The sequence below is a fragment of the Acinetobacter sp. 228 genome, assembly GCF_048147885.1.
The window spans coordinates 142,211-167,429 of sequence record NZ_JAYWYV010000003.1 but is presented as its reverse complement, the minus strand read 5'-3'; the positions used below and the strand labels follow the sequence as shown (position 1 = coordinate 167,429).

Genomic DNA, 25,219 nt, shown 5'->3' with positions numbered 1-25,219 from the left:
ATCTTAAGAAAATATGACATTAAAATTAAATAAATCAGTGTTTTATTAATTATATAAAATAAAAAGACAGCCAAGGCTGCCTGAACAGATAGATGAGTTCTTGTTTTGGCGGGTTGTTATTATTCGGTCTTTAAACGACGTTTTTCGATCAGTTTTCCTGCCAGTAAACCCAGTTCAAACAGTAGCCACATGGGAACAGCCAGCATAATCATCGACAGGGCATCTGGAGGTGTGACGAACATTGCCACAAAGAAGCAGCCTACAATAATAAAGCGCCGTTTCTCGATCAGCGTCTGTGTTGAAACTGCGCCAATCAGGATCAGAACCAGGGTAATAATGGGGATTTCAAAGGTAAAACCAAACACCAGAAACAGCTTTAAACAGAAGCTGAGATAACTGTTGATATCGGTCATCGGGGCCACAGTTTCCGGCGAAACACTGATAAAAAAATGCAGTATCGAAGGTAATGCTACAAAATAGGCGAAGCTGATGCCGGTATAAAAAAGCACGATACTGCCGACCAAAAGCGGCAAGGCCAGACTCTTTTCCCTGACATACAGTGCAGGCTTAATAAAGCTCCAGAGCTGATACAAAATAAACGGCATCGCGATCATCAGCGCGACAAAGAAGTTCAGCTTAAACGGTGCCATGAAGGTTGCGGTGACATCCGTGGCAATCATGGTCGAGCTGGCGGGTAATTGTGCCCGTAGTGGTTCAGACAGCCTTTGATAAGTCTGATTGGCAAAGGGCAGTAGACAGAAAAACAGGCCAATCAGGATCACAACCACTTTAAAAAGATGCTTTCTTAATACCACCAAATGCTGGGTGATTGGCATCTGTTCCAGATTCAGCGCTGCAGCATCATTGGAGGCTGGTGTAGTTGGCAAGGTTGTCATACGGCCACCTTTATATCTGTATAGCAAGGTTTAGACATTACGTTTTGAGTTGCTAGAGACTGGGGTAAATACACGGAGGATACGGGCTGTTGCACCGGCTGATAGCTGAGCAAGGGCTGAGCAGACTGAGGTTTTATTTTTAGTTGATCAGCTGCAATCGGCTGCTGTAAATCTGCCATTTGTGCCTGCATCCTGGCTTCCAGCTCCTGAATCCGTTGCATTTCAGCTTGCATCTGTTCACGCAATTCGGACAGGCGTAATTCACGATCAAGGTCATTCTGAACATTGCTCACCATACGCTTGATCTTGCCGTACCATGTTCCGACAAAACGTACTGCTTCCGGAAGCTTGTCTGGCCCAAGAACCAAAAGTACAATAATTCCGAAAATCAGCAGCTCGGTCATTCCAATATTGAGCATAACGAACTCTTAACTTTTAGTTGGATGTTCAGAGGTTTTGACCTGGGCATCAATGGTACGTGGCTCTGCAAGCTTGGCCTGTTCAGCCTCTTCATCCTTGACTGATTTTTTAAAGTCTTTAATCGCGCCGCCCACGTCTTTACCCAGATTTTTAAGTTTGGATGTGCCAAATAATAAAATCACCACAATTGCAAAAATCAGCACATGCCAAATTGATAATCCTGCCATTAGTTTATCCTCTATATTTCATGCACCTATCTCAGCAGGCTTGTATGACAGTGGAGTGACGCTTTGATGACAGTTTGCCGACACGGCAGCAGGGGAATGAATCACTCATATAAAAAATTTCGTAATTCAATGAAAAATATACTGTGCTAGCATACAGCCTGATATGGAAATCTCAGCAGCATTGTCATGGCCTTGATTCTTCCCCTCCTGTCTTTTTTGACTGGTTATTGGGGGGTGCAATATTTAAAACCGATTCGACCTTTTTTGGCTGCTTTATTGGCGCGAGTACTGATTCCAGTACTGATTATCTACAATATGGTGTTTTACCAAGAGGGCAGTTTGTGGCTGATTGCCTTCAGCTTTTTCTGTTCCTGCGTATTCTTTGCCTTGTTTTATTTCACCCTGAAAAATAAACTGCGTGCCTTATGCCTGAGCTATTTAAATGGGGCATGGCTGGGAATTCCTTTTGCACTGGCAGTTTTTGGCCCGCAAGCGACCAGTACTGTGGTGGCGCTGTACATCGGTGGTTCTTTGTTTGGCAATGTCTGTGCGGTGATGGCAGTCAGTGAAGCCAGACAAGATAGCAGCTATATTTTAAAAAATGTACTGCTCTCACCACCAGTGGTGGCACTGTCAGTGGCAGCCTTATTGTCATTTTGGGATTTGAGTCAGTGGCAGCAAGTCGCTTGGGTAGAGAGGCTGTATCAGGCCAATAAAGTGCTGGTGACTTTTAGTGGCATGTGTGTGTTGGGAATGTGGCTGAGCAATGTGCGGATCAGCCGTTTCGATTTAATGCGTAGTCTGCAACTGGTTTTTTATAGAGGGCTGTTTGCGGTTTTGCTGTGTGTTGCCGCTTATTATTTACCTATTCCGCAGCAGACGCTGACTTATGCGGTAATGCTGATGTTCTTTTTATTGCCGCCTGCAGCCAATATTGTGGCACTGGAAACCCATTATCAGGGAACAGGCCATTCCGCCAAATATATTGCTTCGGGGACTTTGGCCAGCGCGATCTTGATTGCTTTATATGGGGCAGTGGTGCATGTATTGATGCCGGGATTATAAAAACATAAAAAGGTTCTCTCACCCCTAGAGAGAGTTAGAGAGGATGTAAAAGCTTTAGAAGGATGATTTTCCCTCTCCTTTAAGGAGAGGGTTAGGGAGAGGTGTATTTTAAAAATCCCTCACCCCAGCCCTCTCCCAAAGGGAGAGGGGGTAATGAGAGGCGGAACTTACTTCGCCAAACTTGCCTTGAACAACTGCATCGCCTGACCACGATGACTGATTTTATTCTTTTCTTCTTTGCTCATTTCTGCACTGGAAATTCCCAGTTCTGGTAACCAGAACAACGGGTCATAGCCAAAACCATTTTCACCACGCGCAGCTTCCAGAATTTCCCCGTGCCAGATACCCTGAAAGACTTGCGGTAAGGGATCTTCGGCATGTTGGACCAGTGCCAGTACACAAACAAACATACCCTCAATTGTTTCACCCTCTTGGCGTAAGGGTTTGAGATCGGCCAGCAGTTTTTCATTATTGGCGGCATCGTTACCATGCTCGCCGGCATAACGAGCCGAATAAATGCCGGGAGCGCCTCCGAGAACCGGCACACAAATGCCTGAATCATCTGCAATAGCAGGTTTTCCGGAAATTTTAGAAGCATGACGTGCCTTAATAATCGCATTTTCGACAAAGCTTAGACCATCTTCGATCGCATCTTCGATATTCAATTTTCCCTGGGCCACGACTTCAACCGGCAGTTGCAGCTCGGCAAACAGTTTTTCAAACTCGGCAATTTTACCTTTGTTATTACTCGCCAATACCAGTGTACCTTGGGATAACCAGTCAGTTGCAGCCATGTCAAAAACTCATTATTAGATAAAGAATGGGTGCTATTTTAGCAATGGATGAAGAATTTGCGGCAATAAAAAAGCACCCGAAGGTGCTATTTATACCATTCAGCTTATTGTGCCTGAATCCATCTGTCGGCACGGTCACGTGCCTGACGGATCTGCTCTTGGGTTAAATTCGCCGCCAAGGCAGTTTTTCTGCCTTCCGATAGCGTAATCACCTTATTGTCGAGCATGCCATCACGGGTAGACAGTTCATACCATTGGTAAGCACCCATATAGTTTTTCTTTTTCTCTTCCATCATTGCCAGGTTAAAGCTGGCACGGTTATCGCCACGGCTAGCGGCTTTTTCAAAATACTGACGTGCCAGCGTTTCATCTTTTCTGGTGCCAATACCATCGGCCAGCATACGGCCAACATTCAGCTGTGCAACTGCCAGACCTTGATCCGCAGCAGCTTTATACCAGGCAAAAGCCTGTCGTTCATCTTTTTGAATGTCTTTACCATACTGGTATTTGGTGGCCAGATAAAACTGTGCACCGGCCTGACCAGCTTTCGCTGCTTTGGTCAGACTGTTGATATCCATGATGGAATACTGAGCCGCTTGACTGGCAACAGATGGACTAGGTGCAACATAATCTGCATGGGCTTGCATGCCAAAAAGTCCCGCCAGTAGCGTCGTACTTAATAATAATTTTTTCATAGCGCGCTCACTCGATAAATTGCGACTTCACCAAATAGATTAGGGAGATGCTTGCTCAGCAAACTATCTTCTTGATTCCCGTTCACAGCGAGTCGATTAATAATTTTGATATTATTTTCCGCACAAAGTGCTTCAAAATCACGAAATGTACATAAGTGGATATTCGGGGTGTTATACCACATATACGGCAAGGCTTCAGAAACCGGCATTCTCCCTTTGATTGCCAAGAAAGAACGGGTCTTCCAATGCGCAAAGTTCGGGAAGGTAATAATGGCCTGTTTCCCCACACGCACCATATCACGTAATAATACGTCAGGCGCATCTACAGCTTGCAAAGCTTGTGCCATGACCACATTGTCAAAAGACTGGTCAGCAAAGCGGCTTAAGCCGAGGTTTAAGTCTTGCTGGATGATATTTAACCCGCGACTGACTGCAATTGCAATCTTTTCCTGATCAATTTCTAATCCGTATGCACGAATATCGTGCTTTTTGCTCATTTGTGCCAGCAGTTCACCGTCACCACAACCGAGGTCAAGTACGCTAGAACCCGGCTTGATCCACTTTTCAGCGAGTTGTTGATCGATACGCATTATATGGTCTCCTTCGGTGTTGCTTTAAGGTGTTCTTCACCCCCGAGAAATGCACGCAAAGATTTTACATAGAGCGGAATCGGGAACAGGAAGGAGTCATGGCCTTGTTCCGCATCAATATCCAGATAGCTGACAGGTTTGTGATTGCTGATCAAGGCATCCACGATTTCCTGTGAGCGGGCAGGGGTAAAACGCCAGTCAGTGGTGAATGACACCACCAGGAACTTGCACTGGGTATTGGCCATGGCTTTTTTGAGCGACTGTTCATATTCACGCGACGGATCAAAGTAATCCAGTGCCTTGGTCATAATCAGATAGGTATTGGCATCGAAGTTACGGCTGAACTGCTCGCCCTGATAACGCAAATAGCTTTCGACCTGAAATTCAACGTCAAAACCATACATAAATTTGCCTGATTTCAAATCGCGGCCAAACTTCTGCTTCATGGCCTCTTCGGACAGGTAAGTAATATGGCCCACCATACGCGCCAGAATCAGGCCACGTTTTGGATAGCTGTCATTTTCCAGATAACGACCATTATGGAAATCCGGGTCTGACAAAATCGACTGACGTGCCACTTCGTTAAAGGCAATATTCTGTGCAGAAAGCTTTGGAGCGCTGGCAATGATCACGCATTTTCTTAAACGGTTTGGATAATCCACGGACCATTGCAATGCCTGCATGCCACCCAGTGAACCGCCAATGATGGCATCCCAGGTATCAATCCCTAAACGGTCAGAGAGCAGGGCCTGGGTTTTGACCCAGTCGCGAACCGTAACTAGTGGAAAATCCGGGCCATAAGGACGGTTATCATGTTCAGGATTGGGTGAGGTCGGGCCGGTAGAACCATTACAGCCACCAATATTATTCAGTGAAACCACAAAGAATTTTGACGTATCAATGGCTTTGCCGGGGCCAATACATGAATCCCACCAGCCGGGTTTTTTATCATCTTCATGATGATAGCCTGCAGCATGGTGATGCCCGGAAAGCGCATGGCAGATCAAAATAGCATTGGACTTATCGGCATTGAGTTCGCCGTAAGTTTCAACCATCAGTTCAAAACGGGGAAGGATGCGACCGCATTCAAGCTCTAACGGCTCTTCAAATTGGAACTTTTGTGGGACAACAATGCCCACTGAGTCAGCTGGAAAAGACACGGGAGGGATTCGCCTTAAAATCTTGAGTATGAATAATAAAAGGATACCATTTGCAGGTATCCTTCTAAAGTCTTTTTAATGCTATGGATTATTGCTAATTCTAATACCGTGTTTAGACGGCAGCAGCAATCACCTGATCGGTGCTTAACACACCTTGATCAATCAGACGGTTGGTACATGCGATAATCGCTTCGATGGAAGAGGTCACGATGTTGTCATGTACCCCTGCACCAAAGGCAGATTTACCGGTACCTTTCACTTGAAGTTCGATCAAGGCCAATGCTTTGGCATGGGCACCTGAACTGATGCTGCGCTCTTCATAGTTTACGACATCAATTGGCAACTGAAGTGCATCCAGAATTGCAGAAATTGGACCATTGCCTTCACCGCGGATACGACGGGACTGACCGTCAATTTCAAGGTCAAGCTCAATCACCTGATTGCCGTTATCATCTGACAATTTGTAGTTTTTCGCAGAATAGTGAACGTTTTTAGCATTCACATAGGTTTCCTTGAATAACTTCCAGATTTCGGTCGCGCTGATTTCAGTGCCTTGTTCATCGGTACGTTTTTGTACGATCTGAGAGAATTCAATCTGTAAACGACGCGGCAAGATCACGTTGTAGTTCGATTCTAACAAGTAGGCAATACCACCTTTACCTGATTGTGAATTCACACGGATTACGGCGTCATAATCACGGCCCAAATCTTTCGGGTCGATTGGCAAATACGGCATATCCCAGATTTCTTCGTTTTTCTGGAACTCGAAACCTTTTTTGATCGCATCCTGATGCGAACCCGAGAATGCAGTGAAGACCAAATCGCCGGCATATGGATGACGCGGGTGCACAGGTAAACCGGTACATTCTTCCACAGTCGCAATGATTTCATTGATGTTGGAGAAATCCAAATTCGGTGCTACACCTTGGGTGTACATGTTCAAGGCAATCGCAGCCACGTCAACGTTACCGGTACGTTCACCATTCCCAAATACGCAGCCTTCAACCCGGTCAGCACCGGCCATAATCGCCAATTCTGAAGCGGCAATGCCACAACCACGGTCATTGTGACAGTGAACTGAAATAATCACGCCGTCACGACGCTGGATGTTGCGGTGCATCCATTCGATTTGATCGGCATAGATGTGTGGTCCTGACACTTCTACGGTGGCAGGCAAGTTCAAAATGACTTTATTGGTCGGTGATGCTTCCCAGATTTCAGTGACTGCATCGCAGACATCTTTCGCGACTTCTAATTCGGTTGCTGTAAAACATTCCGGGCTATACTGGAAGATAAATTCAGTTTCCGGCTGTTTTGCGGCGTATTCTTTCACTTTTTGTGCAGCATTAATGGCAAGCTGTTTTGCACCTTCTACATCAACATTCAAGACTTTGTTGCGGAATGTCGGCGAGTTGGAATTATAGATATGCACAATGGCACGTTTCGCACCTTGTAAAGATTCAAAGGTACGTTGAATCAAGTGATCACGGGCTTGAACCAATACCTCGATATAAACGTCATCCGGAATATGACCTTCTTCAATCAATTTACGGGTGAAATCGAAGTCAATTTGCGAAGCTGATGGAAAGCCGATTTCAATGTGCTTGAAACCGATTTTTACCAGCATCTGGAACATCTTGAATTTCTGCTCCATGTTCATTGGCTCAAAGATCGCTTGGTTACCGTCACGCAGGTCGGTACTCATCCAGATTGGCGCTTTATTGATTTCGTTATTCGGCCATTGACGGTCTGGTAAGTCCACACGTTGATACATGCGACGGTATTTTTTACTTGGATCAGCCAACATCATGAGAGAGCTCCTTGTGTAACCTGATACAGCCTGTGTTTGGTTGAAGCACTGGCAAAGGTTGCGGAATAGATTTTGTCTATAATCATTTTCATGCAGGTTGGAACCAGGATTAAAACTAAAAAACTTCCGAAATATGTGAAATTTAGTTTTAACCACAAAACCTGCATGTATCACTTATACAATTTAGTTTAATCCAGTTAAATCGAAAAGTTTTTGCTTTTTTTATGGATTTTAGTCGTATCTCAATAAAGATTTTCTTATAAAGTTTAAGTCATGGAAAATATTTTCACCAATTTTAAATATTTTATTTTATATTTTCTTAATTTAAACTTAATGCATGATTTTTTACACTTAAATACCCGATGATGCAGTATTTTTTTACAAAAAAATAAATCTGCTTATGTTCACAGATCACTAAATTCATGCTGGCTTTCAAAGCTCGGCCCATTTACGCATTAAATTATGATACAGATTGGTCAGTTTCATGACTTCGGCGTGCTGATCACCTAGCTCAATTCTCAGATTTTGAATACTCTGATCCAGATTAAACAGCATATGCCGTTCTGCATCATCCCGAATCATACTTTGTACCCAGAAAAAAGAGGCTATTCGGCAACCAGAAGTAATCGGAGTGACTTCATGCAGGCTGGTCGACGGATACAGAATCATATCGCCGGCAGGCAGTTTCACTTCGTGATAACCGTAAGTGTCTTCGACCACCAGTTCACCACCGACATATTCTTCCGGCTCACTCAGGAAAACCGTACAGGATAAATCCGTTCTGAGGCGTTCATTGCTCCCGCGAATACGACGAATCGAATTATCGACATGAAAGCCGAAAGATTCATTATTTTCATAGCGGTTAAACAGGGGAGGAATAATATCCAGAGGAATTGCAGCTGATAAAAATAAAGCATGCTGTCCCAGGGATTCCAGAATAATATTGCTGAGATGATGAGTGAGTGGATGATCTTCAGGTAATTGCTGATTCTGTTTCACGCTGGCAGAGAGTGTACCCGCGGTGACTTTTCCATTGACCCACTCAATCTTCTTCATCTCCTCACGGAAATATTGCACCTGTTCTTTGCTCAGTACATTTGGAATATGATGCAGCACTGGAAACCCTCGAATAATTGCATTTTCAAAATAGCATAGCCTCCCCCTCAGGAGGCTATGCGCTTATATCGAATTAATATTTAAAGTTGACAGCCAGCACTGCACTGCGGCCTTCTGCTTCAGTGGCATAGTGAGAGGCATAAGCTTTAGTGAAGTAACGTTCATCAGACAGGTTGTTGACGTTTAATTGCAAATCAACATTTTCATTCACGTTATAACGCGCCATGGCATCATAACGGACATAACCTGGAACCCACTTGGTATTGGCTGCATCACCATAAACTTTATCCATTGCAACAGCACCCGCACCTAAAGTTAAAGCAGGTGTTACAGCATAGGTAGTCCACAGGGTTGCAGAATTTTTAGGTACATTCTGCATTTGCTTACCTTTGGCAGGGTTGTCAGGTGTACATACCCCTTGACGGTTACAGGATGGGCCTGGGTTCACAGTTTCACTGTCGAGATAAGTATAACCAGCAGATACAGCCCATTTATCCGTAATTTGGCCATTTACGCCCAGCTCAAGACCGTCTACTTGGGTTTCGCCGCCATTGGTATATGTAGCAGCATCCAGTTGAATCCGTGTATTTTGTTTTTCAGTACGGAACACGGCAGCGGTTAAACTCAGTCTTTCATTTAACACATCCCACTTTGTACCGATTTCAAAGGTACGGCTCTCTTCTGGATCTAAGTCCATATAGGCTTGGCCAATTGCTTCTGAACCATCCCCGCCATCTACACCGACCGGATTGGCAGAAGTCGCATAACTTGCATAGATAGAACCACTTTCAACAGGTTTAAAGATTAATCCAGCCTGATAGGTCAGGAAATCGGTATTATTTTCAATAGAGTCGCCAGTCGCGTTTGTGGTTTGCTTGGTATCAAATTTATCCCAACGTAAACCCAAATCTAATAACCATTGCGGGCTAAACTCGATATTATCTAAGAGATAGACAGATGTAGTCTCGGTCGTGGTTGTCGTGAGATTTTTGTTGGCTGCGGAAGAGCCCAACCATTGATCACGTGAGTCTGGATTAGTTAATGATGTACACCATGCATCGCTGATAGCACAGTCGCTGTTGAAACCACCTGTGGTGGTACCTGGATAGCCTGGATAACTTGTTAAGTAGTTACCTTTGTCAGATTTTTGATCTGAGTACTCTGCACCTATATTAAAGCTATGCTTGAATGCACCTGTATTAAACTTACCTGTCAAAGCAAGCTGGTCGGTAAAGATGTTGGTATCAGTAATACGTGAGTTTATACGACGCCAGACTTTATCATTTAGCACGTTACCTTTGGAGTCATCTGGCTGGGTCCATAAGTAGTCATTTTTGGCAGAGCTATATACCGCTGTATTACTCAGGGTCAGGTTATCCGTTAAATCGTGTTCCAGTTTGATGGTACCGATCTGATTTTCCTGTTTCTGGAAATCACGACTTAATAAACCATAATAAATGCCCTGTTTTACATCGACAGGTTTACCGACGGTGGCTTTTTTTGCCGCATCATACTTATAAGGAACACCTGAATCCGGCGTGTCATCCGATTTTAAATAGTAATAACTTAAAGTCGCGCGGGTAGGGGTGTCCAGACCAAATACAATACTCGGTGCAATACCGGCACGTTTATATTCGGCACCATTTTTCTGGCCAGCTTTTTCATTATGGTGACCCATCACGGCCACACGTGCTGCTATACCACTTCCAAAATCTTTATTGCCATCCAAAGTTATGCGTTGATAGTTGTCAGTACCGCCCGCGACAGAACCTTCTAGAAAGTCACCCGCTTTAGCAACTTTAGAAATCATGTTGATACTACCACCAGTCGTTCCTGCACCGCCCATGGCAGATGCAGAACCTTTAGTGACTTCAACCTGTTCGACAGCAAACATTTCACGGTTCTGTGAAGTGGCGTTGCGTACGCCGTCTACATACATGGAACTTTCAGAATTATAACCCCGAATAAAAGGACGATCACCGTTTGGATTGCCCCCTTCACCTGCGCCCAAGGTAATCCCTGGAACTGTACGCAAGGCATCACTTAAGGTAGTGACTTGTGTATCTTCAATTAACTGTTTTGAAATGACCGAAACTGACTTGGGGGTATCGAGTAAAGGCGCTACAAATTTGCTGTTTGCAGATTGGCTTACTTTGAAGCTAGGTGCCGGTTCAGCTTTGACTTCTTGATGAATCGTCTCTAACTGGATCACCTGTTCTTCTGCCATCGCAGATCCAGCCACCATTGATAAAGATGAAACAATTGCAGAGGAAACGATTTTTTTACGTGTTTTAATGAAGGTCATGTTAAACCTAAAAAATGAATATTAAAAAAGTATGAGAATAATAATGATTCTTGTTTTTATTTTTATCCTTTTGTCATAGGAATTCATGATCTTTAAGAAAATATTAAATGAGATTTCAAATGTAATATTATATCAATACTTGATTAAACAATTGATTTTAATAAATATTGATAAATAAAGCTGATTGTTAACTTTTTATTGAGAATAATGATGTTTATTAGAAGGGCACAAATTAGGGAGGTTTCATGGAGTATTCATTGAGCGATAGAAAAACCCTGCCGAAGCAGGGTTTTGAATCATGACTTTTATATTAGAAGTCGTATGAAACAGATAACCAGTAGTTACGGCCTGGAATATAAGTACCTGTTGTACTAGAGCTGATATCTAAATATTTATAACCGGTGGCAGTTTGTAGACGACCACGGTTGTCTAAATATTCATATGATTTTGCACCTTCGGTAAAATCTTTGTCCAGCAGGTTGTTCACAGCCATATTCAGACGTAATTGATCACTGACGGTATAACTTGCACCGAGGTTGAATACGCTATAGCCCGCTAACTTGTCACCAAATAATTTATATTCTTCATAGTCGCTTGAGCCTAAACCTGAAGCAGGTGCTGTTGGCGTAGTCAGGAAGCGTTGACGATCAGATTTATATTCGTACTGTAACCATAGGTCTACAGCAGGCACCAGATGCCATGTTGAAGTCAGGTTAAGCGCATTACGTGGCTGGTTATTGTAATAAGTGCCTTCGTTTTCTCCATCCGTAATTTCACTTCTGGTATAGGTATAGGCAGCTTTCATATCCCATTCAGGCAAAATGCTGTATTGCAAAGTTGCTTCTGCACCATAAACTTTGGCCTTATTCGCATTCACGCTGGTTGAACATGAGCTTGCAGTCAAGCATTCAGCGGATACAGGAAGATTCTCTGAAACAATTGCATCTTTAATCTGGTTGTAAAAACCGGTTGCCGTGAAATTGATATCATCTGTCGGCTGTAAATTAAAACCTAATTCATAGTTGGTTGAGGTTTCAGGCTTTAAGTCCGGATTACCAAATGTCAGGTTTTGTCCCTGTCCACTGAGGCCAACAACGCCGTCATAAAGGGCTTTCGCAGAAGGTGCTTTATAACCTGTACTTACGCCACCTTTCACAGTCAGCATGTCATTGGTATTCCAGACTAGATAGGCACGTGGACTAAAATGACCGCCAAAACCGGAGTGGTCTTCAAAACGACCGCCATAGGTTAAACTTAAACTATCCAAAAGACGCCATTCATCTTCAGCATAAACTGACCAGGATTTTTTATCGAATTCGTCTACACCAGTCGAATACAGAGCGATATTATCTTTATTGGTTTGCTCTTTGTATTCCGTACCCACAGTGAGCTTATGCGCACCCAAAGTTGAAATAATATGGCTGTCTGCAATTAAATCGGTATTTTTTAACACACGATCTGCACCAATTTGTGCATTTCCGACGGGTAATGCAGCTGAAGGTATCGTACGACCTTTGGTTTCAGTTTCTGAGTGGCTGATATAAGTATTCCACTGACCAAAGCTATAGTCGCCATCATGCCCGATTGCAAACTGGGTACGATCAAAAATCAATTTATCTTTATAACCATTTGCTGTTGTTGCAGTATCTAAAGTACCTAAACGATTGTCTTCATTCTTATAGTTTTGATGGCTGTAGAATGAGTCAAGCCACAAGGCATTTTGATCATCTACTTTGTATGTAAGTTTACCGCCTACATCATAATTATGCGCGGTGGTCGGGCGTGGATCACGGCCAGTTGAACCTTCGACACGCTCAGACTGACCTCGGTCATAATAACTGCCGCGAAGTTGCAGACCAAGCACATCATTGACCAATGGACCATTCACCAAGAAGCTGGTTTTCCAGGAATCTGCTTCAGCACCATGCTCCATAACGTTGCCACTGACAGTAACGTTCCCATTCCACTCGTCTGAAACTTTTTTGGTAATGATATTAATCACACCACCCATGGCATCTGAACCGTAGAGGGTCGACATAGGTCCACGAATGACTTCAATACGCTCAATGGCTGAAAGAGGGGGCATAAAGCCTGTCGCTGCTTCACCAAAACCATTCGGGGTAACATCGGTAGAAGTTGTTTGGCGACGACCATCAATCAAAATAAGGGTGTCATCAGCATTCATACCCCGGATGCTGACATTTAGTCCTGCAGTTTTGCCTACGCCATTACGCACATCCACTCCAGGGACATCAACCAACAGGTCAGCAATATTGGTGGCATTCTTACGTTGAATATCTTCTTGAGTGATCACGCTAATTGAGGCAGGGGCATCTTTTAATTGTTGTTCAAACCCCGATGCAGAAACTACAATGGTAGACAAGGTGGTAGTTGGGATGTTTGAGGGGCTATGTGTCTCTGCAAAAGCAGATGTTGCTGTGGCTCCCAAAATTGCCAATGTAAGCGGACGAAGACTAAAACTATGCATGACCAAATTCCCGAACCGAAGAATAAATTAGTATTGTTGCTCAAATAAGAAACTGGATATTAATGATAGTACTTATCATTTGCAATAAAAATATACATTTTCTGCATTTAAGTGGGGTTGACTGAATATCTGAAAGGGTAGCAATTCGAATAAAAAAGACTTAAAAGCTGGAACTCGCGCGTATTTTTTGTATATCCTTAAATGTTGTCATATAATGTGGCACATTTTTATAAACCTGTTATTACCAAATATATAGAGGAAGCCATGCAAGTAACTTCTGAAGCGGTTTCGGGCGTTGCCCGTCGTTTAAATGTTTCTGTACCGACGAGCCGTATTAATGAGCAATTTGAAGCTCGTTTAAAACGCACTGCTAAAACTGCGAAGATCAACGGCTTCCGTCCAGGTAAAGTGCCTGTAAACGTTGTTCGTCGTGAATACGGCGCTGGTATCTACCAAGAAGTTGTCAACGACATCATTCGTGATACAGTTTTCGAAGCGATCCAGCAAGAAAAAATCAATGCTGTAGGCATGCCGAACATTGAAAAAACTGAAATGAAAGACGACGCTTTAGTTTATGAAGCGACCGTTGAAGTTTATCCAGAAGTTGACGTGAAATTCGAAGGCCTGGAAGTTGAACGCAAAGCTTCAGAAGTGAATGACAAAGATGTTGAGAAGATGATTGAAAATCTTCAAAAACAACGCGCTTCTTGGGCTGAAACCAAAGGCATGGCGAAAAAAGACATGCAAGTGACTTTTGACTTCGAAGGTTCAATCGACGGCGAAAAATTTGAAGGCGGTTCTGCAGAAGACTTCAAACTTGTTCTAGGTTCTGGTCGTATGATTCCTGGCTTCGAAGATGGCATCATCGGTATGAAGAAAGGCGAAGAGAAAGTGATTGATGTTACTTTCCCTGAAGACTATCAAGCTGAAAACCTGGCTGGTAAACAGGCTCAATTCAAAATTACTGTGAAGCTTGTTGAAAAACAAAAACTTCCAGAAATTGATGCTGAATTTCTGAAAATCTTCGGTGTATCTGAAGAAGAAGGCGTTGAGAAGTTGAAAGCTGACGTTCGTAAAAACATGGAACGTGAAGTGAAAAACGGCCTGCGCAACCAGGTTAAAGGCGCAACTTTTGATGCACTGGTTGCTGCAAACGAAGTTGAACTTCCAGCTGCCATGCTTGCTCAGGAAATTGACCGTCAACGTCAACAAATGATCCAGCAGTTCACTCAACAGTTTGGTGCTCAAGGCGCGAAAGCATTTGATTCAAGCATGCTTCCAGATGATCTGTTCAAAGAACAGGCTGAAAAATCTGTGAAACTTGGCGTGCTAGTAAGCAAAGTACTTGCTGATGCGAAAATCGAAGTTGATCAAGCACGTGTAGAAGCTTACATCGAAGACATGGCTTCTTCTTATGAAGATCCAAACGAAGTGATCGAATACTTCAAGAATGACAAGCAGCAACGTGCTCAAATCGAAGCTGTAGTACTTGAAGATCAAGTGGTTGACTACATTCTGAACTCTGCGAAAGTGACTGATGTAACTGTAAGCTATGAAGACTTATTGAAAGAGCAACAGGCTCGTCAACAAGGCTAATTTTAGCTTTCCATAAAAAGGCGCTTCGTGCGCCTTTTTTCATATTATTGATATATCTGTTTTTCACAAAACTAATGCAAAAAATATGAGAGATTTATTGGCGATTATTTTGCAATTTCATTGATTATCCCTCATATTGTAATTATGGATTAAGTCACAAAAATTTAGGAATAAATAAACCTATGTATGTTCCAACGATTGAAAACGCTTTAGTGCCAATGGTGGTAGAACAATCCTCTCGTGGTGAGCGTTCTTTTGATATTTATTCACGCCTTTTACGTGAGCGGGTAATTTTTTTAACAGGTGAAGTTGAAGACAATATGGCCAACTTGATCGTTGCGCAAATGTTGTTTTTGGAAGCGGAAAACCCAGATAAAGATATTCATTTATATATCAATTCACCGGGTGGCTCGGTGACAGCTGGCATGGCAATCTACGATACCATGCAGTTTATTAAACCGGATGTCGTGACTTATTGTATGGGTCAGGCAGCCTCAATGGGGGCATTCCTGCTGAATGCAGGGACCAAAGGCAAGCGTTATTGCCTGGAAAATGCCCGCGTCATGATTCACCAGCCTTTAGGTGGTTTTAAAGGCCAGGCATCAGATATTGAAATTCACGCACGTGAAATTCTGTTCATTAAAGAACGTTTAAACCGTTTAATGGCTGAACATAGTGGTCAGGAATATGAAAAAGTGGCACGTGATACAGACCGTGACAACTTTATGACTGCTCAGCAAGCGAAAGAGTACGGTCTTGTGGATGAAGTACTTACTAAACGTCCATAAGTTTTAAAGATTGAGATATTGGAGTAAATATGTCCGAACATCCTCAAGGACAAAAGCATTGTTCATTTTGCGGTAAAACGCAGTCTGAAGTCGGAAAGCTGATTGCAGGCGAGGACGCATACATTTGTAATGAATGTGTGGACGTATGCTTAGATTTGGTTCAAACCAGTCAGCAGGTAGAAACCAATGACTGGGCGAACCGTCCTTTGCCGAAACCGCATGAAATCCGTGCGGCGCTGGATCAATATGTGATTGGTCAGGACGTAGCGAAGAAAACTTTATCTGTTGCGGTATATAACCATTACAAACGTCTGAAAGTGCAGACTAATGGTAAGAAAGCAGATGATTCTGTTGAAATTGCTAAAAGTAATATCCTGCTGGTCGGACCGACTGGTTCAGGTAAGACCTTGCTGGCCCAAACACTTGCCCGTCTTCTCGATGTTCCATTTGCCATGGCAGATGCAACCACACTGACCGAAGCGGGGTATGTGGGTGAAGATGTAGAAAACATTGTACAAAAGCTTTTGCAAAAAGCTGATTACGATGTCGAAAAAGCGCAAAAGGGCATTATCTATATCGATGAGATCGACAAGATTACCCGCAAGTCGGAAAATCCATCGATCACACGTGACGTATCGGGTGAAGGTGTACAGCAAGCCTTGCTAAAAATGATCGAAGGTACGGTGGCTTCCATTCCTCCTCAAGGTGGGCGTAAGCATCCGCAGCAAGAATTTATTCAGATCGATACCTCGAATATCCTGTTTATTTGTGGTGGTGCATTCTCAGGTCTTGAGAAGATTGTCCAGCAGCGTCAGGAAAAAGGTGGTATTGGCTTCACTGCGGAAGTCCGTAACAAAGATGAAAGCAAAAAGCTGTCTGAGCTGTTCCGTCAGGTCGAAGCGACTGATCTGGTGAAATTCGGTCTGATTCCAGAATTTATTGGTCGTCTGCCAGTGATTGCAACGCTGGATGAACTGGATGAAGAAGCGCTGATGCAAATTCTGACTGAGCCGAAAAATGCTTTGACCCGTCAGTATAAGCATCTGTTCGAAATGGAAAATGTAGACCTGGTCTTTGAAGACTCGGCTTTACGTGCTGTGGCGAAAAAAGCCCTGGAACGTAATACCGGTGCGCGTGGTCTGCGTTCTATTCTTGAGAACTCATTGCTTGAAACCATGTATGACCTGCCGAGCCGTAGTGATGTAGGTACTGTGGTGGTGAATGAAGCAGTAATTAATGGTAAAGCTGCACCAGAGTTTCGTGCTGAGCGTCAACCACATGATGAACCAGAAACAGCAGCAAAAGTTGATTTAAAAGTGGTGAATAGCAAATCTGCCTGAGAGTTGCTATTCGTCAGAAACGTGTGAAAACCCCGTGTTTTCACACTTTTTTTATTTCCAAAAATAAAAGCAGATGCTAATCTCAACATCTAGGCGTGGACGCCGAAAGTTATAAAAAATATATCGCAAAGCACTTGCATACAAGAATAAAGACGCAGTGAGGGATAAGCATGCGTGGAGTCGCCATCGTACTCATCGGCAGTTTGGCGCTGATGGGTTGTCACGGTAAAAAAGCCGTAGTTGAACCTACACAGCCGCTCAGTACTTTAAAAAATATTGATCTTGAAAAAAAACCAGGCTTCGTCGAGAAGCACAAGGTAGGCATGTTCACGATTGGTGGTTGGGTGAACCAGAAACAGGGTCATCATTTCCAAACGGTTAAGCCACAGCATGAAGAAGCAGCTATTGTTTATTTATATCGTCCAGATTCAAAATGGAACCGTCAGGAAATTGTAGCTGCGAGTCTGTTTATCAATCAGCATCGCATTCCAAGTTTACTGCATAATCACCATTACTGGATCGAGCTACCTGCAGGCACTTATCGTTTAAGTACTAGCCGTCCTTTGGGTGCTCTGCACTTTCAGACACCTAAATATCTGGACTTTACGGTAGAAGCAGGACAGTCCTATTTTATTAAATATGATGAGGAAAATCTCAGCACCCGTCGTAGTGTACCGGGACCGCTGATGCTAATGCCGAATAATGTGGGTTTAAATGAAATTGCTTTTACCCAGTTAAAGTCAGACAGTTTTAACTTTTTTGCACAGGATCAGCAAACAGGAAAAATCCGCAAAAAAGCCCAGAAGATTAAACCGACTGCTTATGATCCAAGCCTAGACGTGCAATTGACCACGCCTTTTAAACTGTGGGATCCGCGGACTTGGTAATTTTGATAGTTCTTTGAGGAAAGATAATAAAAAAGCACCCTAAATGGGTGCTTTTTTATACAGCTTTAATTAGCCCGCAGCAGCATCAACTACTGGAATCTTGCCAATTTTAGCTTGCCAGATTTTCGGTGCAGTGGCATGAATAGAAGTACCATTCACATCAACCGCGACAGAGACCGGCATATCTTTCACAACAAACTTGTAGATCGCTTCCATACCCAGGTCAGCAAAGGCAACCACTTCAGCTTCACGGATCGCTTTAGACACGAGGTACGCAGCGCCACCTACAGCCATTAAGTAAGTCGCTTTATTGTCTTTGATTGCTTCAACGGCAGCAGGACCACGATCCGCTTTACCGATCATGCCAAACATGCCGGTCGCTTCAAGAACTTGACGTGTGAATTTGTCCATACGCGTTGCAGTGGTAGGACCTGCAGGACCAACGACTTCATCACCAACTGGATCGACTGGACCTACGTAGTAGATGAACTTGCCTTTAAGATCAACAGGAAGTTCTTCACCATTGTTCAGCATGTCCACCATGCGTTTGTGCGCAGCGTCACGGCCAGTGTAAATTGTACCGTTAAGAAGCAGCGTATCGCCTGGTTTCCAGGAGTTCATTTCTTCTTGCGTGATGTTGTCCAGATCAACGCGTTTAGACGTTGAAGAATCCCAAGTCACAGATGGGTAGTCTTCAAGTTTTGGTGCCTGAATATGTGCAATACCTGAACCATCAAGTGTGAAGTGTGCATGACGAGTCGCAGCACAGTTCGGGATCATACCGACTGGTTTACCTGCAGCATGACAAGGATAATCTTTGATTTTAATATCAAGTACAGTGGTTAAACCGCCAAGACCTTGTGCACCAATACCCAAAGCATTTACTTTTTCGAAGATTTCGATACGAAGCTCTTCCATTTTGCTTTGTGGACCACGACGAAGCAATTCGTCCATGTTGATCTCTTCCATCAATGCTTCTTTGGCAAGCATCATGGCTTTTTCAGCAGTACCACCGATCCCGATCCCCAGCATACCTGGTGGACACCAGCCTGCACCCATGGTTGGAACAGTTTTCAGTACCCAGTCTACGATTGAATCAGACGGGTTCAACATTGCCAGTTTAGATTTGTTTTCTGAACCGCCACCTTTGGCTGCAACAGTGATATCTACTTTATTACCAGGCACAAGCTTGTGGTAAATCACGGCAGGGGTGTTGTCTTTGGTGTTTTTACGGCCAAAAGCAGGGTCGGCCAGTACAGATGCACGAAGTACGTTCGAGTTTTCAAGGTAACCTTGACGCACACCTTCATTGATTGCATCGTCCAAGCTCATGGTTAAATCAAATTTAACGTCCATGCCCACTTCAACAAATACGTTGACGATACCAGTATCCTGGCAGATAGGGCGATGGCCTTCTGCACACATGCGTGAGTTAATCAAGATTTGCGCGATTGCATCTTTCGCAGCTTTGTTCTCTTCACGGTCGTACGCACGGCTCATCGCTTGGATGAAGTCTTGTGGATGATAGTAAGAAATGAACTGAAGCGCATCTTTAACCGATGTGATCAAGTCATCTTGCTTGATAATAGTGGTCATACAAATATCTCTTGAGCGGGCTGTTAGCTAGCGGGCTAAATTATAAGATAAATAAATCCAGTTGTGGGTGTTTTACAGGGACATTGGCCAAAAGTTTATAGTTTAAGCAATTTATCGTCTTGTTCTGGTCACTAGCATAGTTAAAAAAGACAAGTTCGTGACATATTTATTGTCATATTTCAGCTTGTATTTCACCTCAATAAAGCTTATAAAAATTTAAGTTATTGATTTTTATTTAATATTTAAAAATATAAAAAATCCTGCTTGTCATATAACTGTCATAAAACTTTTACATAATGCAGCTATCAAATAAAGGAGATCCTAACAATGGTTACAGGTATTTTAATGGCAGCTGGTTTTTGTGTATATATCGCTGCAACTTGGATGTACGGTCAGAAAGAAGAGCAAGCCTAAGCTTATCTTCTTTCTCCTATTTTAAGACCTCAAAGAATTAAGCTATCTTCAAATCTTCAAATCTTCAAATCTTCAAATCTTCAAATCTTCAAATCTTCAAATCTTCAAATCTTCAAATCTTCAAATAATATTAATAAAAAACAATATTTCAAACATCTTCCCCTTGTCACAATACTCAGGTAACTCACACATTTTATAGAATTACATTATTAACCCAGAAAAACCCAAAGCCTGAAAACCCTTACACATGCAGCGTTTTTTATTGCTTAGACTGTTTTTCTCAACTTCTAGAAACAGGCAAGTAGAATGAACAATTTTAATGCAAGTGATATTAAAGAACATGCTTCAGTCATTGCTTCATGTGGTACTCAAGTCGGGAAGGTGGATCATCTGGAAGGTCAGAATTCAATTAAATTAACGAGAAGTGATGATGAAAATAATGAACATCATTTAATTCCATTAAGTTGGGTAAGTGAAATCAAAGATGGAAGTGTAGTTTTAAATAAAACAGCAGAAGAAGTGCGTCAGCAGTGGACCACCGTGTAAAAGTGTTTGATGTCTGATTGATGCTGGTTTAGGCGAAAAAGTAAAAACCAGCTATAAGTTTAGGCCGACAGAATTGATCGGTTAAAGTGCTAAATGCCAGCCTGATAGGCTGGCATTTATTATGTGTAACAAAGCTTTTTACGGCATTTATTTTATTCATATAAGGGATTTCGTGCCTGCATCATGATTTCATCTGAATATTTATCTTGGTATTCAAAAGCCTCTTTTTTAACTTCCATCACTTGGAAACCGCATTTTTCATAGGCACGAATCCCGCGTGGATTATGTCCAAACACTTGTAAAGATAGTGTTTTTAATCTTAATTGCTTAAAGGCCCACGTTTTGATGAGCTCGATGGCTTCACTGCCATAACCTTGGCTAGTGAACCTGATTTGAGAGAGCGCAATGCGAAATTCTGCTGTTAGGTTTTCAGGATCAATCTCTAAGACAGATAATTCCCCAATCATACGGTGATCAGCCTGCAGACAAATGGCAAAATCATAACGGAGCGGATGATCAAGGCAGCGTCGAATATGGGCTTCAATTTCAGCCAGGTTAAAGTTCCGCTTTAAGCCTGTCATATGACGAATCTCATCGACTTGCGTAGCCTCCAGGAAAATGGGTGCATCTTCAACTTTTAGAGGCCTTAAGTAGATACGAGCGCCATTTAACTGAAGTATAGGTTTAATGATATTTGGCGACATTTTTTATTTTCGAGATAATCCGTGTGTAGATTATAGAAAATCTGCTCAGTCATAAGAAGAAAATAAAATGATTAATAAAAAAACCACCTGATTTTTCAACCAGGTGGTTTGGAAAACTTAAATTCAAGAAAATTCAAGAAGTATTAAGCTTCTTGCTGCTCGGCCTGAATCGCAGTTAAGGCAATGGTAAACACGATGTCATCGACCAATGCACCACGTGACAAGTCATTCACAGGTTTATTTAAACCTTGCAGCATTGGTCCAACACTGACCACATTGGCAGCACGTTGTACCGCTTTATAGGTCGTGTTACCGGTGTTCAGATCCGGGAAGATAAACACATTGGCACGTCCGGCCACTTGTGAGTCAGGTGCTTTTTGACGCCCCACGCTTTCCACCGAAGCTGCATCATATTGTAATGGCCCATCAATCAGCAGATCAGGACGACGCTCTTTGGCAATGCGTGTAGCTTCCGCGACTTTTTCCACATCTGCACCGGTACCTGAAGTTCCAGTCGAATAGGAAATCATGGCAATGCGTGGGTCAATACCAAAGGCTTTGGCAGAATCGGCGGACTGAATTGCAATTTCGGCCAGCTGTTCCGCATCAGGGTCCGGATTAATCGCACAGTCACCATATACATAGACTTCATCTGGCAAGAGCATAAAGAATACGGAAGATACCAGAGAATAATCCGGAGCAGTCTTGATCAGCTGGAAGGCAGGGCGCACCGTATTTGCGGTGGTATGTACTGCGCCAGACACCAAACCGTCAACCTGATCCAGCGCCAGCATCATGGTGCCAAGTACTACCGTATCTTGCAGTTGTTCACGGGCTTGCAGTTCGTTGAGCTTGCCTTTACGTAGTTCAACCATCTTGTCGATGTAGTTTTCACGCACCAGATCCGGATCAAGAATTTCCAGATCTTCAGGCAATTCAATGCCGCGCGCTTTGGCTACTTCTAGCACCGTTTCAGGCTTGGCCAGCAGAATACACTGTGCAATACCACGCGCCTGACAGATGGCGGCAGCCTGTACGGTACGCGGTTCATCTCCTTCTGGCAGTACAATACGTTTTTTTGCGGCAATCGACTTCTGTACCAGTTCATGACGGAAAGCAGAAGGTGACAGACGTGGCTTATAAGAACCGTTCAACATTTGATTCAGCCATTCTGGATTGATATGGCTTGAAACAAAACGCGTCACCTGATCCGCACGTTCAGTATCATCTACCGGAATTTCATTGCTGAGATTTGCCAGTTTTTGTGCGGTTTCAAATGTGTTGAGTGGTGTATGTAAAATCGGTAAACCTTGCTTGATGGCAGTCTGGCAGAATTCCAGCACATGATCATTTGGCTGATGATGCTCGGTCAGCACCAGACCTGCCAAAGGAATCCCATTACTGCTGGCCAGACTGCTGGCCAGTAACACATCAATCCGGTCGGATGCACTGATGATCAGTTCACCCGCTACAAACTTATGCAGTTCATGCTCGATATTGGCTGAAATCAGGCTGCTATTTTGTACACGGCGCTGCTTGGCTTCGCCTTCATTAATCCAGTAACCAGAAATATATGCAGCAAGATCAGACATACGTGGCACACTCAAGGTTTTACTGAAAGGTACCAAGCCAATCACTGGTAATTTTTCAGAACCAATATGCGGATGAGTCTGCTGAATGGCTTTAATAAATTCTGCAGTTTCAGTCTTGAGGCGTAAATCCGGATTCAGCGTGACAGGAATCTGTGCAGATTCTTCAGGCAAGCCCTTGGTACGCATCAACATGATACCTGCCAGACGGGTAGAGCTGGCACCACCAAAGTTACGAAGCTGATGTTCAATTTTATCCGCGGTTTGGCTCGGCTTGAGAATATTGGCATTGCTGACCACAATCACTTTGGCATCGAGGGCCTGTGCCAATGCAGCATTCAGATCGTCGGCAAAACTGTCTTGAGTATTTGGCAGCAAACCTTCGACAATAATCAGGTCATGCTGTTTGGCAATTTGACGATGCAGACGTACCGCTTCCTCAAGCAGTTCATCCTGTTCCCCCAGGTTGATCTGCTGCAAGACTTTGCTATAACGGATGGGTTCAACAGTTTCACTCTGAGAAATATGACGATACAAAGCCGTGGTGCGGTCTTCGATTTCATTCAATTCCTGAGCAAAAGGTTTGAGGAAGCCAGCTTTTACCCCTTGGCATTCCAGTGCATAAATCAGGCCCAAACAGGCAGAAGTTAGGCCTACGCCTTCCCCGGTGGGTACCAATAAAATTGTTTTCATAAGTTATATCAGTCGCAAAATAATAGAAATCAGTTAAAAAGGGGCCGGGCCTGCTTATGCAGGCGTTGCCTCAACTTTAGACTTTTTTGCAGTATGTTGCTCGATTTCGAGTTCTACAACACTCTGAACTTCCTGGGCAATGCGGCCTTCTTCATCGGTTGGCACCACCCAGATTTGTGGGCCTGTACCTGAGTCGATCCGGCCTTCGGTACCGCGTTTCAGTTCATTATTGGCATTTTTATCCAGATTGAAACCAAAATGAGGCAGGTAATTCATGGTCTTTTCACGGATATACGCCGAGTTTTCGCCAATGCCACCCGTAAAGAACAGACCATCGATGCGTGGCAGACCACAGCTCAATGCTGCCAGGGATTTAGCCAGGCGATAGCAGAATACTTCAATCGCCAGGCTGGCATCTTCATTGCCTTGCTCTGATGCTTCAATCAGGGTGCGCATGTCATTGGACAGATCAGACAGACCCAAAAGACCACTTTGGCTATTCAGCATCTTGTCAATTTTATAAATGTCCCAACCCAGATTTTTCGCCAGGAAGCTATGCAGGCTTGGGTCGACATCGCCACTGCGTGTGCCCATGACAATGCCTTCAAGTGGGGTTAAACCCATAGAGGTATCTACACTTTGCCCATTCCAAACGGCACAGGTCGAGCTACCATTGCCAAGATGCGCGGTTAACCAGCCCCCTTGCTTGAAGCTGCCTGCCAGTTCAGAACCACGGTCTGAAACATAGGCATGGCTGGTTCCGTGGAAACCATAGCGACGTACACCATGAGCAGTATATAAAAATTTCGGCAGGGCATAACGATAAGCATGCGCTGGCATGGTTTGGTGGAAGGCAGTATCAAATACTGCAACCTGTGGTAATTCCGGGAATAAGCGTTTGGTGGCTTCAATGCCAATCAGGTGTGCCGGATTGTGTAACGGCGCAAGCGGCGTTGCTTCACGGATTTTTTCAATAATTTCGTCATTGATCAGTTCGGCCTTGGTCAGGCTGCCGCCATGTACCACACGGTGACCGATCGCGTCCGGACGGTAGTTGGCCAGACGTTCCAGACCCACTTCAAGTGCCTTTTTATGGTCAGCAAATGGAATGTGGATATCCACCGGCTCATTGCCGACAGTCACGCCTTTAATACGAGCATTCTCTGTGCCTAAGTTTTCAGCTAAACCATGAATACGGAAATTCTGCTCCTCAAGAAGTAATGCGAACTTGATTGAAGAAGAGCCACAATTAATAACTAATACTGATTTAGACACGATTGATTACCCAATTTTTAATTAAAATTCTCGTCCATTTGCTTGATCCAATTGCAAACCATGAAGCTGCAATATTGATCAATACCTATCTTTTAACATTTGTTTTTTTTCTGTCCTAGATAGACTTTAGCAGATTAGACTTAAGCATTATCGACCAAGTTAATAATAATAACTAAAATTTATCAGTTCATAGTTTTCATTTATAAATAAAATGATGCTGAAAAT

21 protein-coding genes are annotated in these 25,219 nt (G+C 43.5%); 6 read left to right on the top strand and 15 right to left on the bottom strand.

The window, feature by feature from the left end; translation table 11 throughout:
• Positions 1 to 119: 119 nt before the first annotated feature.
• Genes tatC through tatA form a run of 3 tightly spaced genes read right to left on the bottom strand, consistent with a single transcriptional unit; the run spans position 120 to position 1,543 of the window.
• Positions 120 to 896 carry a twin-arginine translocase subunit TatC gene (tatC, locus tag VXQ92_RS03510; RefSeq protein ID WP_064094829.1) on the bottom strand — a complete coding sequence of 259 codons (777 nt, stop codon included), beginning with the start codon at positions 894 to 896 and terminating at the stop codon, positions 120 to 122.
• A complete protein-coding gene (gene tatB / locus VXQ92_RS03505) occupies positions 893 to 1,315 on the bottom strand; it encodes a Sec-independent protein translocase protein TatB (RefSeq protein ID WP_416680424.1) in 423 nt (140 codons plus the stop codon). Before tatB ends, tatC begins: the two co-directional genes overlap by 4 nt.
• A gap of 9 nt (positions 1,316 to 1,324) precedes the next feature.
• Complete coding sequence (tatA, locus tag VXQ92_RS03500; RefSeq protein ID WP_416680422.1) at positions 1,325 to 1,543, bottom strand: Sec-independent protein translocase subunit TatA; 219 nt, start codon at positions 1,541 to 1,543, stop codon at positions 1,325 to 1,327.
• A 186-nt stretch (positions 1,544 to 1,729) separates the two neighbouring features.
• Here tatA and VXQ92_RS03495 point away from each other — a divergent pair, with 186 nt between their 5' ends.
• Positions 1,730 to 2,608, top strand: a complete 879-nt coding sequence (locus tag VXQ92_RS03495; protein WP_416680420.1) for a permease — start codon at positions 1,730 to 1,732, stop codon at positions 2,606 to 2,608.
• A 167-nt stretch (positions 2,609 to 2,775) separates the two neighbouring features.
• On the opposite strand, the gene rdgB is transcribed toward VXQ92_RS03495, so the two are convergent.
• The 8 genes from rdgB to VXQ92_RS03455 form a co-directional block, all read right to left on the bottom strand.
• Positions 2,776 to 3,402, bottom strand: coding sequence for an RdgB/HAM1 family non-canonical purine NTP pyrophosphatase (gene rdgB, locus VXQ92_RS03490; protein ID WP_416680418.1), 627 nt, complete (start codon positions 3,400 to 3,402; stop codon positions 2,776 to 2,778).
• Between the two features lie 104 nt (positions 3,403 to 3,506).
• Entirely contained in the window at positions 3,507 to 4,097 is a 591-nt protein-coding gene (locus VXQ92_RS03485) for a tetratricopeptide repeat protein (RefSeq protein ID WP_191730370.1), read from the bottom strand.
• Positions 4,094 to 4,687 (bottom strand): methionine biosynthesis protein MetW, encoded by a 594-nt coding sequence (gene metW, locus VXQ92_RS03480; RefSeq protein ID WP_004278415.1) that lies wholly within the window; start codon positions 4,685 to 4,687, stop codon positions 4,094 to 4,096. The genes VXQ92_RS03485 and metW overlap by 4 nt, the downstream gene beginning before the upstream one ends.
• Positions 4,687 to 5,847, bottom strand: coding sequence for a homoserine O-succinyltransferase MetX (gene metX, locus VXQ92_RS03475; RefSeq protein WP_064094823.1), 1,161 nt, complete (start codon positions 5,845 to 5,847; stop codon positions 4,687 to 4,689). Before metX ends, metW begins: the two co-directional genes overlap by 1 nt.
• A 112-nt stretch (positions 5,848 to 5,959) precedes the next feature.
• Entirely contained in the window at positions 5,960 to 7,657 is a 1,698-nt protein-coding gene (gene leuA, locus VXQ92_RS03470; RefSeq protein ID WP_416680415.1) for a 2-isopropylmalate synthase, read from the bottom strand.
• Between the two features lie 432 nt (positions 7,658 to 8,089).
• Positions 8,090 to 8,773 carry a Fe2+-dependent dioxygenase gene (locus VXQ92_RS03465; protein WP_044111892.1) on the bottom strand — a complete coding sequence of 228 codons (684 nt, stop codon included), beginning with the start codon at positions 8,771 to 8,773 and terminating at the stop codon, positions 8,090 to 8,092.
• 73 nt (positions 8,774 to 8,846) lie between these two features.
• Entirely contained in the window at positions 8,847 to 11,078 is a 2,232-nt protein-coding gene (locus tag VXQ92_RS03460) for a TonB-dependent receptor (protein WP_416680413.1), read from the bottom strand.
• A 310-nt stretch (positions 11,079 to 11,388) separates the two neighbouring features.
• Complete coding sequence (locus VXQ92_RS03455; protein WP_416680412.1) at positions 11,389 to 13,566, bottom strand: TonB-dependent receptor domain-containing protein; 2,178 nt, start codon at positions 13,564 to 13,566, stop codon at positions 11,389 to 11,391.
• A 264-nt stretch (positions 13,567 to 13,830) separates the two neighbouring features.
• Here VXQ92_RS03455 and tig point away from each other — a divergent pair, with 264 nt between their 5' ends.
• The 4 genes from tig (at position 13,831) to VXQ92_RS03435 (ending at position 18,177) form a co-directional block, all read left to right on the top strand.
• Positions 13,831 to 15,162 carry a trigger factor gene (tig, locus tag VXQ92_RS03450; RefSeq protein ID WP_064095175.1) on the top strand — a complete coding sequence of 444 codons (1,332 nt, stop codon included), beginning with the start codon at positions 13,831 to 13,833 and terminating at the stop codon, positions 15,160 to 15,162.
• Between the two features lie 182 nt (positions 15,163 to 15,344).
• Positions 15,345 to 15,950, top strand: a complete 606-nt coding sequence (gene clpP, locus VXQ92_RS03445) for an ATP-dependent Clp endopeptidase proteolytic subunit ClpP (RefSeq protein WP_064094818.1) — start codon at positions 15,345 to 15,347, stop codon at positions 15,948 to 15,950.
• Positions 15,951 to 15,979: 29 nt separating this feature from the next.
• Positions 15,980 to 17,290, top strand: coding sequence for an ATP-dependent protease ATP-binding subunit ClpX (gene clpX, locus VXQ92_RS03440; RefSeq protein ID WP_064094817.1), 1,311 nt, complete (start codon positions 15,980 to 15,982; stop codon positions 17,288 to 17,290).
• A 170-nt stretch (positions 17,291 to 17,460) separates the two neighbouring features.
• Positions 17,461 to 18,177, top strand: coding sequence for a DUF2846 domain-containing protein (locus VXQ92_RS03435; protein ID WP_416680411.1), 717 nt, complete (start codon positions 17,461 to 17,463; stop codon positions 18,175 to 18,177).
• A 69-nt stretch (positions 18,178 to 18,246) separates the two neighbouring features.
• Here VXQ92_RS03435 and VXQ92_RS03430 read toward each other — a convergent pair whose 3' ends face one another.
• On the bottom strand, positions 18,247 to 19,773 hold the full coding sequence (locus VXQ92_RS03430; RefSeq protein ID WP_416680410.1) for a fumarate hydratase: 1,527 nt from the start codon (positions 19,771 to 19,773) through the stop codon (positions 18,247 to 18,249).
• A gap of 720 nt (positions 19,774 to 20,493) precedes the next feature.
• Here VXQ92_RS03430 and VXQ92_RS03425 point away from each other — a divergent pair.
• A complete protein-coding gene (locus VXQ92_RS03425; RefSeq protein ID WP_064102255.1) occupies positions 20,494 to 20,733 on the top strand; it encodes a DUF2171 domain-containing protein in 240 nt (79 codons plus the stop codon).
• Between the two features lie 152 nt (positions 20,734 to 20,885).
• Here the strand turns inward: VXQ92_RS03425 and VXQ92_RS03420 are convergent, their stop codons facing one another.
• From VXQ92_RS03420 to VXQ92_RS03410, 3 genes are all read right to left on the bottom strand, one after another.
• Positions 20,886 to 21,437 (bottom strand): GNAT family N-acetyltransferase, encoded by a 552-nt coding sequence (locus VXQ92_RS03420; RefSeq protein ID WP_064094813.1) that lies wholly within the window; start codon positions 21,435 to 21,437, stop codon positions 20,886 to 20,888.
• 143 nt (positions 21,438 to 21,580) lie between these two features.
• Positions 21,581 to 23,719 (bottom strand): phosphate acetyltransferase, encoded by a 2,139-nt coding sequence (pta, locus tag VXQ92_RS03415; RefSeq protein WP_416680408.1) that lies wholly within the window; start codon positions 23,717 to 23,719, stop codon positions 21,581 to 21,583.
• 54 nt (positions 23,720 to 23,773) lie between these two features.
• Entirely contained in the window at positions 23,774 to 24,994 is a 1,221-nt protein-coding gene (locus VXQ92_RS03410; protein ID WP_416680407.1) for an acetate/propionate family kinase, read from the bottom strand.
• Positions 24,995 to 25,219 lie beyond the last annotated feature (225 nt).